Source organism: Pseudonocardia autotrophica (assembly GCF_003945385.1).
Taxonomy (GTDB): domain Bacteria; phylum Actinomycetota; class Actinomycetes; order Mycobacteriales; family Pseudonocardiaceae; genus Pseudonocardia; species Pseudonocardia autotrophica.
Genome location: NZ_AP018920.1, coordinates 4,101,269 through 4,114,517 on the forward strand (window position 1 = coordinate 4,101,269; position 13,249 = coordinate 4,114,517).

Below are 13,249 nucleotides of genomic sequence, written 5' to 3' on the forward strand. Positions count from 1 at the left end.
CGGGCTCGACGCGCACGCTGGCGACACCGAGTGGAGCAGCACCGACGAGGACGACCGGTCGGTCTCGTCGCAAAGGCGCTCCCGCAGGATGTGCACGCCCCGCGGTCCTCGATCCGGGTCGGCCGGATCGAGGGGCTGATCGAGATCCGCGACGATCGCGGCCGGCACGGCCCGACGTTCGGCCGGGTCGGTGACGTGACCGGCGTGGCCCGTGCAGGCAGATCTGCACGTATCCCGTGACAGGCACGCACGTGGGCGTTCGGTGCCGCGGTGCACGGCTCGGACATACGTGGGTCACGCGATCTCCGAACCACTCGGGGAACCTCACCCGAGGTAGCAGATGACCGGCGTCGGCCACGACGCCCTGGTCGCCGTCACCTACCTGCTCGACGCGGGCGGCGCGATCAACCGAGGCGGAAGCTCGGCGAACACGGATCGTCCTCGATCAGCCCCTCGCCGCCGGAGTGGCAGCCTCCGGCATCGTCGCCACCGGGCGTGCTGTGACGCCGCAGAGGATCTGCGCGGGCCGGGGGTCCACGTCCGGCGGGCCGACTTCACCGACACCACCTCGATGCGGATCGCCGACGAGCACCAGCGCACCGAGCAGTACATGCACGCCGGTGGCGTGCCGTCCGTGATGCTGCGCGACGGCTGGTGCCTCGAGAACCACCTCGGCCGGATCCCGCCGATGCGGCGGACCGGGCTGTTCCTCGGCGCCGCCGGCACGAGTACCTGACGACCCCGTCCACCCGCAGCGATGGAGCAGACCCGTTCCCGGATCTGCGGGCGCACCCTCACCGGTCGCCTCGATCGGGGTGCTCAGCACGGTGACCGCCAGCAGGGCGACCCGGCTCATCGAGCATCCTTCGGCTGCGCGGTGCACCGTCCGCCCAGGTGCTCGGCGAGGTGACGCTCGATCGCCCGGTACAGGCGGAGCCGGTTGCCCTCGTTCTCGAACCCGTGCCCCTCGTCCTCGGCGAGCAGATACTCGACCGGGACACCGCGCTCACGCAGCGACGCCACGATCCGGTCGGACTGTGCCTGCGGCACCCGGACGTCGTTGGCGCCCTGGGCGACCAGCAGCGGCGTCCGGATCCGGTCCACCATCGTGATCGGCGAGCGCGCGGTCAGCTCGGCCTCCTGCTCGGGCACGTCCGGGTCCCCGAGGTAGCGGTACCAGCTGTTGGCGTTGTACCGGCGGGTGAACGGCGGCAGCGCCCGCAGGGCGGCGACGAGATCGGAGACGCCGACGTAGTCGACCGCGGCGGCGAACAGGTCGGGGGTGACGGTGATCGCGCGCAGAACGGCGTATCCGCCGTAGGAGACACCGGAGATCCCGATCCGGGCGGGGTCGGCGTAGCCCTGCGCCACCGCCCAGTCGACGGCGTCGATCAGGTCGTCCTGCATGGCTCGGCCGTACTCGCCGACGGCCGCGGTCAGGTGCCGGCGCCCGTACCCCAGCGAGCCGCGATAGTTGACCTGCAGCACCGCGTAGCCCCGGTTGGCCAGCAGCTGCACCTCGGGGTTGTAGGTCCAGTAGTCCTGGGACCACGGGCCGCCGTGCACCAGCAGCACCGTCGGCAGGTTCCGGGGCTCCACACCGACCGGCAGGGTGAGGTAGCCGGGCAGCTCGAGCCCGTCCCGGGCGGGGAAGCGCACCGGGGTCATCGGGGCCAGGTCGGCGGGGTCGAGATCCGGGAAGGGCTGGAACAGCCGGCGCCGCTCACCGGTGTAGTGGTCGTAGAACCAGGTCACCCCCGGCTCCCGGTCGTGGGTGAAGGTGACGATCCAGCGCCGGCCGGACACATCGGACGAGATCGTGCCGAGCACGCCCTCCGAGAGCGCCGCGAGTTCGGCGTACACCGGGGCGAAGTCGGGATCCAGGACCTCGATGTGCGGTCGGTCGTCGACGAAGCGGGCCGCGATCGCCTCGCCGGTCCCCCGGTGGGTGTACACCGCGGGCGGCAGCACCCCGGGCGCCATGATGCCCATGATGTCCAGGCTGCGACCCTCGACGGCCGCGACGACGGTCTCCTCGCCGGTCTCCCGGTCGATCCGGACCAGCGCCAGGTCGTCGCCGTCGCGGAAGGAGCCGACGAGCAGGCCGCCGCCGTCCGGGGTCACCAGCTGCGGCTGCACGCTCAGCGGGTACTCCGCACCGCCCATCCGGCGCAGCAGCCGGGGGGTCCCGGTGGTGCGGTCGATCCCGGAGACGGCGACGGTCCCGTCCTCCTCGGTCGCGATCAGGAACGCCGGTGCACCGCCGCGGTCGAGGAGCGTCGCGGCCAGTGGATCGGCCTCGTGGTGGTGCAACACGACCTCGCCGGTGGCGACGTCGATCCGGTGCACGTCGATCGTCTCGACCTGCAGGTTCATCGTGACCAGGACGTTGCCGGGCACCGAGGGCAACGGCTCGACGCCGAAGACCCGCGATCCCGGACCCATCGGGGTGAGGTCGACCGCCGGGGCCGGATCGTCGCCACCCACCCGGTCGAGGTCGACCCGGTAGAGGTGCCAGTCCTCGTTGCCGTCGGTGTCCTGCAGGTAGAGCAGCCAGCGCGGGTCGTCGGTCCAGTGGTACATGGTGATCCCGCGCCGGGTGTCCGCGGTGACCGGGACGGCGTCGGCGTGGGTCTGGTCGACGCCGCGCACCCAGATGTTGCGCCGCCCCAGGTGCGGGGCGAGGTAGGCGATCCGGGAGCCGTCGGGGGAGATCGAGGGCACGACGAACGCGGGATCGGCGAAGAACTCGTCGACCTCGACGAGCCTCGGCCGGGTGCCCGGGGCGGTGTCCGCGGCGGTCATGTCGTGTCCTCTCGTGGTGCGGCGGTCGGGGCGTCGGCCGCGTGTTCGTCATCGGTCATCCGGGGTGCTGCATGCGCTCGGCCCCGTTCCGGCCCAGCACGCCGACCAGGGACATGCCGGAGGAGGACACGCTCATCGGACGAGTGTCGAGCGCCCCGCCCCGGACCGAATCGGTCGTCCGATCAGTCGGTTCGTCCTGTTCCGGCCTGCAAGCTGGTTGTTATAACTGGGTCGGGTCGCTGCCTGGTGGCCCGACGAGAAGGGCTGCGGTCGTGATGGAGCTGTTCGGACGGCGGGCCGAAACCGCAACCCTGGACCGGCTGCTCGCCCGGGCGGCGGACGGTGCGGGCTCCGGCCTGGTGCTGTGGGGTGAACCGGGGATCGGCAAGACCGCGCTGCTCGACCACGCCGTGAGCGCAGCCGCCGGGGCCACGGTGCTGCGCTGCCGGGGCACCCGGATGGAGGCCGGGCTCGCCTTCGCGGCGCTGCACGAGCTGCTGTGGCCCGTCACCGGCCGCCTCGACACGCTCCCCGCGCCCCAGGCCGCGGCCCTGCGCGGCGCTCTGGGCCTGAGCGACGAGCCGGCGAACCGCTTCCTGATCGGCGCGGCGGTCCTGTCGCTGGTCTCCGACCTGGCCCGCGACCGTCCGGTGCTCGTCGTGGTCGACGACGCCCAGTGGATCGACGAGGCGACCGCGCACTCGCTGGGGTTCGTGGCACGGCGGGTGGGCACCGACCCGGTCCTGGTCCTGCTCACCGGACACTCCGATCCCTCGTCGGGGCCGTGGGAGGGGCTGCCCGCGCTGGAGATCGGTGGCCTGAGCGACGAGGACGCCCGCACACTCCTCTCGGCCTCGGTGCCCGAGGCCCGGCCGTCGCTGATCGACGAGGTGACCCGCACAGCCGGAGGCAATCCGCTGGCGCTGCACGAGCTGCCGACCCTCGTCCGGGAACCGGACGACGCGCCACTGCCGCCGCCGGGCGGCGACCCGGTACCGATCGGCCCCCGGCTGCGGCGGGCGTTCCAGGCCCGGGTCGAGGCGATGTCGGCGCCCACCCGCGCTCTGCTGCTGCTGGCCGCGGCCGAGGATCGGGGCGACCGCCTCGCCCTGCACCGGGCGGGTACCGGGTGGGACATCGACGCCACCACCTGGGACGACGTGCTGCACTCGGGCCTGCTCCGTACCGCGGGGTCCCGCGTCGAGTTCCGGCACCCGCTGATCCCCGCGGCGATCTACGACGGCGCCGCGCTGTCGGAGCGGCAGGCGGCACACCGGGCGCTGGCCGCGGTCCTGCCCCCGTCCGCGGTCGAGGAACGCGCCTGGCACCTGGCCGCCGCAGCCGAGACACCCGACGAGGACGTCGCCGCGCTGCTCGAACTCGCGGCCGAGAAGTCCCTGCGCTGCGGTGCAGGTCCGACGGCCGTGCGCACGCTGCGGCGGGCGGCCGAGCTGTCCCCGGCTCCGGCCGACGCCGCACGCCGGCTCGCCGCCGCCGCCCGCGCCACGTGGGACGCGGGCGACGCCGACACCGCTCGGCGGCTGCTCGACGACGCCGCACGCCTGGAGAGCGAGACCGACATCGCCCGGGCCAGCCACGGATTGCGCGGGATCCTCGAGTTCACCACCGGCATCCCCGAGCGCGCGCACCACTACCTGGTCCGCGACATGGACGCCGTCAGCGGTCCACGGTCCACGGTCGGGCTGGGGGCGGTCGCGGTCCGGGCCGCCTGGTCGGCCGGCCGCACCGACCTCCAGCACGAGGCGCTGCGGCGGCTGCTGGCAGTGGACGCCGGTGTCGACGCCTCGCTGGCCGAGCAGCTGCCGACGCTGCGCACCTGGTGGTCGTGCTACGACGAGACCGGCGAGATCACCTCGATCGCCCCGGACCGGGCCGGGGACACGGTCGGCCGGATCGTCACCGCCGCCTGGGAGCTGCTGCCACCGATGCCGCTGGTACTGGCCTGGGGCATCGAGGGCTCGCTGCGCGACGTGCTGCGCATGCAGGCCGCGGAGCTCCGGCGGCGGCACGAGCTCGCCGCCCTGGCCGTGGTGCTCTCCCAGACCGCGGTCCTTGACCTGGCCGCGGGGCGGTGGGACGCCGTCGAGACCGACGCGATCGACGGCCTGTACCTCGCCGAGGAGGTCGGCGCGGACCACGTGGCCACGCAGTGTCGCGGCACCCTGGGATTGCTGGCCGCGGGCCGCGGCGACGAGCCGGCCGTCGAGGAGCACACGACCAGGGCTCTGGAGGTGTCGGTGCCGCGGGGAGTGCGGGCCCTCACCGCGTCCGCGTACTGGCCCCGCGGCCGGGCGGCGCTGCTCGCCGGTCGTCCCCTGGAGGCGCTGAGCCACCTGATGCCGCTGGCCGAGCCCGGCCACGAGGCCGCCCATCCCACCTTCGCGATGCTCGCCGCCGCGGACACCGCGGAGGCCGCGGTGCAGGTCGGCCGCTTCGACGTCGCCGAGTCCCGGCTGCGGGCGGTGGCGACGTGGGCACAGCGGTCGGACGCCGGCTGGGCGCACGCGACCGTCCACCGCCTGCGAGCCCTCGTCCGTGGCGGACCGACGGCCGAGGACTCGTACCGGAAGGCGCTGGATGCGCCGGGGGCGGCGGACCGTCCCTTCGAGCACGCCCGCACCCGGCTGCTGTACGGCGAGTGGCTGCGCAGGGCACGCCGCCGGGCGGACGCCCGCAGCCGGCTGGCCACGGCCGCGGAGGTGTTCGACCGGCTCGGCGCGGAGCCGCTGCGGAGGAGATCGCTGCGCGAGCAGGATCTGGCCGACGCGCCCACAGCCCGCCGCGGGCCCGGCCCGGCGGCCACCCTGACCGCCCAGGAGTTGCGGGTGGCGCGGCTGGCGGCGAACCGGATGACCAACCGGGAGATCGCGGCGCAGCTGCTGATCAGCCCGCGCACGGTCGGGCACCACCTGGCGAACGTCTACCCCAAGCTCGGCATCACCTCGCGCGGGGAGCTCACCCGCATCGATCTGCACGGCGATCTGCGGCTCCGGGTGGGCGTGCACGACGGATGATCGGCCGGGCCCTGCGCCGGTGACCGATTACGCGCACGATTCGTACGCCTCGGCCCCGTCATAGCGTGCGGCCGTCGGGGAGCCGGGGTGTGATCTACCGGGACCGGCGACGGGGACCGTCGCGAGCTGGTCGCCGACCCGCCGGGCGAGATGGTCCTCCGACCGGCGCCCGCACCCGAACGCTCCCGCAGGAGGCACGATGACCGAGATCACACCCGCCGGACTGCACCACGTCACCGCCATCGCCGCGGACCCCCAGGAGAACGTCGACTTCTACACCGACGTCCTCGGACTGCGGCTGGTCAAGCGGACCGTCAACTTCGACGACCCCGGCACCTACCACCTCTACTACGGCGACACCTCCGGTTCGCCGGCCTCGATCCTGACCTTCTTCCCGTGGCGCGGGATCACCGCGGGCCGCGTGGGCACGGGGCTCACGACCGCCACCGCGTTCAGCGTGCCGCCCGGCTCGCTGGGCTGGTGGCAGAACCGCCTCGCGTCGCTCGGGATCGACGCCGACGCCCCCGCCGACCGCGACGGGACGGAGGTCCTGACCCTGCGCGACCCGCACGGCCTGGTCCTCGATCTGGTCGCCTCCCCCGGTGACCACCGCTCCGGGTGGGACGGCGCGGCCGACGTCCCCGACGAGCACGCCGTGCGCGGCCTGCACTCGGTCACCCTCACCGAGTCGGTCACCGAGCCCACCCAGCGGCTGCTGACCGAGATGCTGGGCATGAGCCTGTCCGAGGAGAACGGCGACCGCAGCCGGTTCGCGATGGCCGGCGGTGCCGCGGGCGCGCTCGTCGACGTCACCGGATCCACCGGCGTCCGAGGCCTGCAGGCCGGCGGGACCGTCCATCACGTCGCCTTCCGCGCACCCGACCGGGCCACCCAGGAGGACTGGCGACGGCAGCTGGTCGCAGCCGGGCTGGCCGTCACCGAGATCCTGGACCGGCAGTACTTCACGTCGATCTACTTCCGAGAGCCCGGCGGCGTGCTGTTCGAAATCGCCACCGACGCACCCGGGTTCACCGTCGACGAGCCGCTGCTGACCCTCGGCCGGGCCCTGAAGCTGCCCCCGTGGCTGGAGCCGAACCGGGCGCAGATCGAACGCGCGCTGCCGCCGCTCACTGTGTCCGACGACGAGCGGGCCGACAACGAGCCGGCCGACGACGAGCGGGCCGACGACACGAGGGCCGGATCGTGACCGACATCCTCACCCGTCCCCACGTGTGGCGGCCGGGTACCGCCGGGCATCCGCCCCTGCTGCTCCTGCACGGGACCGGCGGGGACGAGCACGACCTGCTCCCCCTGCGGGAGCACCTCGACGCGGCGGCACCCGTGCTGTCGGTGCGCGGAACCGTGCTGGAGAACGGCATGCCCCGCTTCTTCCGCCGGCTCGCCGAGGGCGTCTTCGACGAGGACGACCTCCGGATCCAGGTCGATGCCCTCGCCGAGTTCCTCCTCGCCGCCGAAGACCGCTACGAGGTCGCAGCCGGATCCTGGACCGCGGTCGGCTTCTCCAACGGCGCCAACATCGCGTCGGCGCTGATGTTCATCCACCCGGAGCGGCTCAGCGGGGCGATCCTGCTCGCCGCGATGGTCCCGTTCCGCGACGGGCCGCCGCCCTCGGATCTGTCCGGACGACGCGTGCTCGTCTCCAACGGCCGGCAGGACCCGATGGCCACGGCCGTCCACACCTCGACGCTGGTCGACCAGTTCCGGTCGGCGGGCGCCGAGACGACCACCGCCCCGCACACCGGGGGCCACACCATCGCCCCTTCATTGCTGCCGCGCATGGCGGGCTGGCTCGCCGAGGCCCACGGCGACCCGCAGCAGGCATGAGCCGACCCCGCTCCCGTTGCACACCACTACCGGAAGAGGAACGACGATGACCTCGAACGAGCCCCCCTTCAACTGGGGCGTCCCGTGGGAGGACGCCTACGGCTTCGACCAGGCCCAGCAGGTCGGCGACACGGTCTACATCTCCGGCCAGCTCCCGCACGACGACAAGGGTCTCGTCGGGGAGGGCGACCTGGGCAAGCAGCTCGAGTCGACGTTCGAGCACCTCGACGGCGTACTGGAGCACTTCGGCGCCACTCGCCGGCAGGTCGTGCAGACCACCGTGATCCTCGTCGACCTGCGGGAGAACTTCGACGCGGCTGCCGCGGCCCATCGCGCGTACTTCGCGGGCCGGCGGCCGACCAGCACGACGTTCGGTGTCGTGGATCTGGCGATCCCGGGCCAGCTCGTCGAGATCAGCGCAGTGGTGCGGCTCGACCTGCCGCGCTGACCGGAGCCGACACCGGCCGGCAACGCGGTGCGCGGTATCGCGCCGCCGCCCCGGGACCGGCACGACACATCACGGAAGGAAACCCGATGGCCGACAATCTTCACGACAGGACCGGTGCGGCGGTGACCGTGAGCATCGATGAATCCCGGCCGGTCAGCGCGTTCATCGTGACCGTCGCCGACGGCTCCCCCGCAGGTCGAGCAGACTTCGTGGACTCGCCCACGGTCGACCAGGAGCGGATCTTCTTCCACACCGAGGTGGACCGGGAGTTCAGCGGACGAGGCCTGGCCGGGATCCTGATCCGCGAAGCGCTCGCGGACAGCATTCGCACGGGACGCACCGTCGTCCCGGTGTGCCCGCTGTTCGCCGGCCACCTGGACAAGCACGGAGACGACTTCGTCGCCGACGGTGGACGCTTCCGCCTGCCGACGAAGGCCGATCTCGCCGTGGTCCGACGTGCCACACGAGCCGGCTCCTAGCGCACCGCGCAGGACGCCGGGGCCGGAACGGGTGGTGGCGGCCACCGAGTTCGGCCCTGAACGGTCTGCGACGGGGCACCCGGATCGTCGCGTTCCCGGAGGGTTCCACCGTTGTGCGCACTCCGGCCCCCACGCAACGCGTCACCACGAGAGAGGCAGACATGACTGATTCGATCCTGGTGCTGGGAGCGACCGGGGGTCAAGGCGGCGCCGTCGTCCGTGCCCTGCGCGAACGCGGGGCCGCGATCCGCGCACTGGTACGTCGCCCGGACTCGCCGCGCGCACGGGCGCTGGCCCGCAACGGCGTCGAGCTCGTCGCGGGCGACCTGTCCGACCCGTTCGCGGTGCGCGCCGCGATGGACGGAGTCAGCGCGGCCTTCGCCGTCACCACCCCGTTCGAGTCGGGCACCGACGCCGAGGTCGCCCAGGGCCGGGCGATCATCGCCGGGGCCGTCGACGCCCGGCTCCCGCACCTGGTGTTCAGCTCGGTCGCCGGGGCCGACGCGGGCACCGGCGTCCCGCACTTCGAGAGCAAGAACGTGATCGAGGCCGAGCTGCGCGCGTCCGGGCTGCGGCACGGAGTCGTGGCCCCGACCTACTTCTTCGACAACGCTCTCGGCGGCCGCGACGAGCTGCTCGCCGGGATGCTGCGGCTGCCGATCGCCGCCGACCACCCGCTGCAGCAGCTCGATCGCGCCGATCTCGCCGCCGTCGCCGCGATCGGGCTCACCGAGCCCGATCGGCTGGCCGGGCGGCGGATCGAGGTGGCAGGCGACGCACCGACGCCCACCGAGATGGCCGAGGTGTTCACCCGGGTCCTCGGGCGGGATGTCCGCCACCTCCAGCACGATCTGGCTCTGATCGGCGACCCCGACATGCACGCGATGTGGACGTTCCTCGCCGGGGACGGCTACCAGGCCGACCCGGTCGCGTTGCGGGCCGGGTTCCCCGAGATCAGCTGGACGCGGTTCGCCGACTGGGCCGAGCGGACGCTGTCCCCGAGGTGACCGGCACCGTCCCGGGGCGCCCGGGACACCGAAGCAGAACCGGAGCCGGTCCGGGCCCCGGATCCGGACGGACCGCGACCCGAGAGGAAGCAGACGCATGACGACCGAACTCACCGGGAACCGGGCCGACGGCCGTTCGGCGGGCGGGTTGGCCACGTCCCACGCCTTCGGGACGAACACGATCAGCCCGGCGACCGCGGCCGCGACGCCGAGCGTGTCGGTCAGGTACGGCAGCAGCAGACCCGGAACGGTGCCGAACGTGCCGGTCGCAATGCTGCCCAGCGCGTAGCCGCGGCGGACGCGGGCGGGAACGGCCACGGGGCGCAAACGCCAGCGACCCGCGGGGCCCGCCGGACAGGTCCGGACGTCTCCTACGCGGTCACCAGGGAACGGACCCGGCGTCGTCGAAGAAGCCGCCGCTCGGGCCGTCGTCCGGGAGGGTGGCGAGGTGGATCGCGATCGCCGCGCCCTGTGCCGGTGTCCGGGCGCCGGCGAACGCGTTGAGGTCGGTCGCCGTATGGCCGGGGCACCCGGCGTTGACCAGGATCCCGCTGCCGCGCAGCTCCTTCGCGTACTGGACGGTGACGGCGTTGAGTGCGGACTTCGAGGGCGAGTACGCCACCGACAGCGGGCCGCTGTCCCGGCCGGGGTCGCACTGCCGGGCCAGCGACCCGCCGCTGCTGGAGACGTTCACGATCCGCGGCGACGCCGAGCGGCGCAGGAGCGGGAGCATCGCGTTCGTGACCCGGACGACGCCGACGACGTTGGTCTCCAGCGCCACCCGCAGGACGCCGATACCGACGGTGGTCGGGTCCTGCGGCATCCCCCCGGTGACGGCCGCGTTGTTGACCAGCACGTCGAGGCGTCCGTAGCGATCGGCCACGGCCTCCGCGGCGCGGGCGGCATCGTCGTCATCGGTGACGTCGAGCCGCACCCCGAACGCGTCCACGCCGGACGCACGCAACGAGGTCACCGCGGCGTCCCGGCGCTCGGCGTCCCGGGCACCGACCGCCACCGTCGCACCCCGCGCTCCCAGACCGGCCGCGATCTCGTACCCGATTCCCTTGTTCGCGCCGGTGACCAGCGCGACCGTCGTCGATTCGCTCATGCCCCGACCGTGTCCGCACCGGCCGGGAAGCTCCAACACCGATCGGAGCTGCGGCGATACCCGTCCGGTATCGACGCAGCTCGCAGGCCCGCGGCCGGTAGCCTGACGAGGTGGAGACGCGGGAGCTGCGGTACTTCGTGGCCGTCGCGGAGGAGTTGCACTTCGGGCGGGCCGCGCACCGGCTCGGGATGGCGCAGCCTCCGCTGTCGCGGGCGATCCGCCGGCTCGAACGACGCCTCGGCGCCCCGCTGCTGCTGCGGACCAGCCGTACGGTCGCGCTGACCGAGGCGGGCGAGGTGTTGCTGCAGGAGGGCCGGGCCGCGCTGGACGCCGTGGACGCGGCGGACCGCCGCACCCGGCGTGCCGCGCTCGGCGCCCACCCCGGGCTGGTCCTGGTCGTGAAGGCGGCGGCCGCGGGCGAGTTCCTGGCGACGCTGCTGGAGGCCTACGCCGTCGAGCCCGGCGCCGTGGGCGTCGACGTGCAGCTGTGCGGCGTCGGCGAGCAGGAACCGATGCTGCGCGACGGCCGCGCCGACGTCGCGTTGCTGCACCTGCCGCACGACTCGGCGGACGGGTTCGACACCGAGGTGCTGCACACGGAGAGGCAGGTCGCCGTGCTGCCGGCGGGGCACCCGCTGGCCTCGCGTGCCCGGGTGCGCCTGGCCGAGGTCACCGCGCTGCCCGGGCTGCCGATGCCGCGCTGGCCCGATCCGGACGGCCGCTACCCGGACGGCCCCGGCCCGCAGGTCCGGGACAGCACGCAGCTCTACCGGCTGATCGCGCTCGGCCGGGCCGCGGCCGTCCTGCCGGAATCGGTCCGCACCCACCTGCGCGACGACCTCGCCGCGGTGCCCGTCGACGACGCCGCCCCGGTGACGACCGTGATCGCCTGGCCGGCGCACTGCCGGTCCCGGGCCGTCGCCGACCTGGTCCGGGTCGCGTCGGCCGTGGCCGGCGGTCAGCGGCCGAACAGGTCCCCGTCGAGGTAGATGTCCCAGTCCGCCGACTTCAGCCCGTGCCCGCCGGAGCGCAGGTGGTAGCTCATGCCCGCGCCGCGGAACCCGGTGTCGGTGCCGGGCTTCCACCTCGTCGACGGCAGCCCGGTGTCGCCCATCCCGAAGAGCGCATAGACGGGCGCCGCCGCGAGGTAGGAGAGGAACTCGCCCGGGTGTTGCCGGCCGCCGCCGTCACCGACAGGGCCCGGGCGCCGCCGCCGGACGCCCAGGCCGCGAACGCCGTGACGAGCTCCGCCCCGATCCCGGCGCCGCGGTGTCCCGGCCGGACGACCATGCTCTGCAGCTCCGCGGCGGCCGGGCCCGGCCCGAGGCCGTGCGCGGGCCTGCGCTCGCCGACCAGGAAACCGGTCGGCTCCGCCCGCCCGGCGACGAGCACGCAGGCGCCCGGGTCGTCGATCAGGCGCGCGTAGTGCCCGCGCCCCTCCGCCGACGCGGCCAGGACGGGTCGGCGTACGGATCGCGTCTCCCGGAGTCCTCCCGGAACAGTCCGAGCGCGAGATCGACGAGTGCGGGGAGGTCGTCGGGGGTGGCGCGGCGAACCGTCATCGTCCGACCGTCAGCACTCCGACCTGCGATGATAAATGGCCGAACGGCGTTCTCCGACGCCGGCGGGCGGGACCGCCGATGAGTTCCGGCCCGGCCCCGAGTCGTTCCCCGGTGACCGCTGCAGGGCGCATCACCGCGCCCGGCGCCCGACCCTACGGAGGACACCGTGACGACTACGAACGACCCGAGGCCCGCGCAGCCCGGCCGCCCGCCGGTGGTCGACGCGGCCACCTGGCAGGCCGCCCGCGACGAGCTCCTGGTCCGGGAGAAGGCCCACACCCGCGCCGGTGACGCCCTCGCCGCGGCGCGGCGCCGGCTGCCGATGGTGGAGTTCGACGGGACCGTCGAGATCGTCGGGGCCGGCGGCCCGGTCCCGTTCCTCGACCTGTTCCAGGGCCGCGACGAGCTCGTCGTCTACAAGCACATGTGGTGGGACGGCGCCCCGCACCAGGGACAGTGCGAGGGCTGCACGACCACGGCCTGGAGCCTGCGCGACGCGTCCTACCTCAACGCCCGCGGCGTCTCGTTCGCCGTCCTCACCACGGGCCGGTGGGACGAGGTCGCCCCGTTCCTCGACTTCATGGGCTACACCCAGCCCTGGTACTCGGTGCGCAGCATCGACGGCCCGGCCGGCGGCGACATGGGCCACCTGACCGCCTACCTGCGCGACGGCGACCGCACCTTCCTCACCTACTCCACGACGGGCCGCGGCAACGAGCCCGCCAGCAGCACGTTCGGACTGCTGGACATGACGCCGTACGGCCGTCGCGAGGCCTGGGAGGACACCCCGCGGGGATGGCCGGAGGGCGACCACGCGTGCTGGTACTGGCGCACCGACGTCGACGGCCACCCGACCTGGGGCCCGACCGGGCGTCCCGTGCCACAGTGGACCCGCCCCGGCGTGACCCCCGAGGACACCCTCGGCCGGGATTCCACCGGGTGATCGTCGCCGGCACAGCC

At 73.9% G+C, this 13,249-nt stretch carries 15 protein-coding genes and 1 pseudogene; 10 read left to right on the forward strand and 6 right to left on the reverse strand.

Annotated features, from left to right (window positions below; all coding sequences use genetic code 11):
- Nucleotides 1–90 precede the first annotated feature (90 nt).
- Together Pdca_RS35660 and Pdca_RS19145 are read left to right on the forward strand one after the other, a co-directional pair.
- Nucleotides 91–240 (forward strand): hypothetical protein, encoded by a 150-nt coding sequence (locus Pdca_RS35660; RefSeq protein WP_166665843.1) that lies wholly within the window; start codon nt 91–93, stop codon nt 238–240.
- Nucleotides 241–340: 100 nt separating this feature from the next.
- Complete coding sequence (locus Pdca_RS19145; protein ID WP_085912733.1) at nt 341–736, forward strand: SDR family oxidoreductase; 396 nt, start codon at nt 341–343, stop codon at nt 734–736.
- A 116-nt stretch (nt 737–852) separates the two neighbouring features.
- Here the strand turns inward: Pdca_RS19145 and Pdca_RS19150 are convergent, their stop codons facing one another.
- Complete coding sequence (locus tag Pdca_RS19150) at nt 853–2,805, reverse strand: S9 family peptidase (RefSeq protein WP_085912732.1); 1,953 nt, start codon at nt 2,803–2,805, stop codon at nt 853–855.
- 275 nt (nt 2,806–3,080) lie between these two features.
- On the opposite strand from Pdca_RS19150, the gene Pdca_RS19155 reads away from it, so the two are divergent.
- The 6 genes from Pdca_RS19155 to Pdca_RS19180 all read left to right on the forward strand — a co-directional run bounded on the left by Pdca_RS19155 (nt 3,081) and on the right by Pdca_RS19180 (nt 9,619).
- Nucleotides 3,081–5,840 (forward strand): ATP-binding protein, encoded by a 2,760-nt coding sequence (locus tag Pdca_RS19155; RefSeq protein ID WP_085912731.1) that lies wholly within the window; start codon nt 3,081–3,083, stop codon nt 5,838–5,840.
- Between the two features lie 199 nt (nt 5,841–6,039).
- Nucleotides 6,040–7,047, forward strand: coding sequence for a ring-cleaving dioxygenase (locus tag Pdca_RS19160; protein ID WP_085912730.1), 1,008 nt, complete (start codon nt 6,040–6,042; stop codon nt 7,045–7,047).
- Nucleotides 7,044–7,685 carry an alpha/beta hydrolase gene (locus tag Pdca_RS19165; RefSeq protein WP_085912729.1) on the forward strand — a complete coding sequence of 214 codons (642 nt, stop codon included), beginning with the start codon at nt 7,044–7,046 and terminating at the stop codon, nt 7,683–7,685. The genes Pdca_RS19160 and Pdca_RS19165 overlap by 4 nt, the downstream gene beginning before the upstream one ends.
- 46 nt (nt 7,686–7,731) lie before the next feature.
- Nucleotides 7,732–8,133 (forward strand): RidA family protein, encoded by a 402-nt coding sequence (locus Pdca_RS19170; RefSeq protein ID WP_085912728.1) that lies wholly within the window; start codon nt 7,732–7,734, stop codon nt 8,131–8,133.
- Nucleotides 8,134–8,219: 86 nt separating this feature from the next.
- Nucleotides 8,220–8,612 carry a GNAT family N-acetyltransferase gene (locus Pdca_RS19175; protein WP_085912727.1) on the forward strand — a complete coding sequence of 131 codons (393 nt, stop codon included), beginning with the start codon at nt 8,220–8,222 and terminating at the stop codon, nt 8,610–8,612.
- A 161-nt stretch (nt 8,613–8,773) separates the two neighbouring features.
- The gene (locus Pdca_RS19180) at nt 8,774–9,619 is read left to right on the forward strand and encodes an NmrA/HSCARG family protein (RefSeq protein WP_085912726.1); all 846 of its coding nucleotides are present in this window, start codon (nt 8,774–8,776) and stop codon (nt 9,617–9,619) included.
- Between the two features lie 126 nt (nt 9,620–9,745).
- Here Pdca_RS19180 and Pdca_RS19185 read toward each other — a convergent pair.
- Together Pdca_RS19185 and Pdca_RS19190 are read right to left on the reverse strand one after the other, a co-directional pair.
- Nucleotides 9,746–9,946: pseudogene (locus Pdca_RS19185) on the reverse strand (MFS transporter); the annotation flags it as partial.
- Between the two features lie 52 nt (nt 9,947–9,998).
- Nucleotides 9,999–10,727 carry an SDR family NAD(P)-dependent oxidoreductase gene (locus Pdca_RS19190; protein ID WP_085912725.1) on the reverse strand — a complete coding sequence of 243 codons (729 nt, stop codon included), beginning with the start codon at nt 10,725–10,727 and terminating at the stop codon, nt 9,999–10,001.
- Nucleotides 10,728–10,837: 110 nt separating this feature from the next.
- On the opposite strand from Pdca_RS19190, the gene Pdca_RS19195 reads away from it, so the two are divergent.
- Nucleotides 10,838–11,716, forward strand: a complete 879-nt coding sequence (locus tag Pdca_RS19195; protein ID WP_085912724.1) for a LysR family transcriptional regulator — start codon at nt 10,838–10,840, stop codon at nt 11,714–11,716.
- On the opposite strand, the gene Pdca_RS35665 is transcribed toward Pdca_RS19195, so the two are convergent.
- The 3 genes from Pdca_RS35665 to Pdca_RS35670 are packed head-to-tail and all read right to left on the reverse strand — an operon-like array spanning nt 11,686 to nt 12,289.
- Nucleotides 11,686–11,841, reverse strand: coding sequence for a hypothetical protein (locus tag Pdca_RS35665; protein ID WP_166665824.1), 156 nt, complete (start codon nt 11,839–11,841; stop codon nt 11,686–11,688). The two genes, Pdca_RS19195 and Pdca_RS35665, sit on opposite strands and share 31 nt — an antisense overlap.
- Nucleotides 11,769–12,119: a GNAT family N-acetyltransferase gene (locus Pdca_RS38045; RefSeq protein WP_158092140.1), complete on the reverse strand. Its 351-nt coding sequence runs from the start codon at nt 12,117–12,119 to the stop codon at nt 11,769–11,771. The genes Pdca_RS35665 and Pdca_RS38045 overlap by 73 nt, the downstream gene beginning before the upstream one ends.
- A gap of 20 nt (nt 12,120–12,139) precedes the next feature.
- Nucleotides 12,140–12,289, reverse strand: a complete 150-nt coding sequence (locus Pdca_RS35670) for a hypothetical protein (RefSeq protein ID WP_158092139.1) — start codon at nt 12,287–12,289, stop codon at nt 12,140–12,142.
- Nucleotides 12,290–12,455: 166 nt separating this feature from the next.
- Between Pdca_RS35670 and Pdca_RS19205 the strand changes: the two genes are divergently transcribed.
- Nucleotides 12,456–13,232, forward strand: a complete 777-nt coding sequence (locus Pdca_RS19205) for a DUF899 family protein (RefSeq protein WP_085912722.1) — start codon at nt 12,456–12,458, stop codon at nt 13,230–13,232.
- Nucleotides 13,233–13,249: the final 17 nt, after the last annotated feature.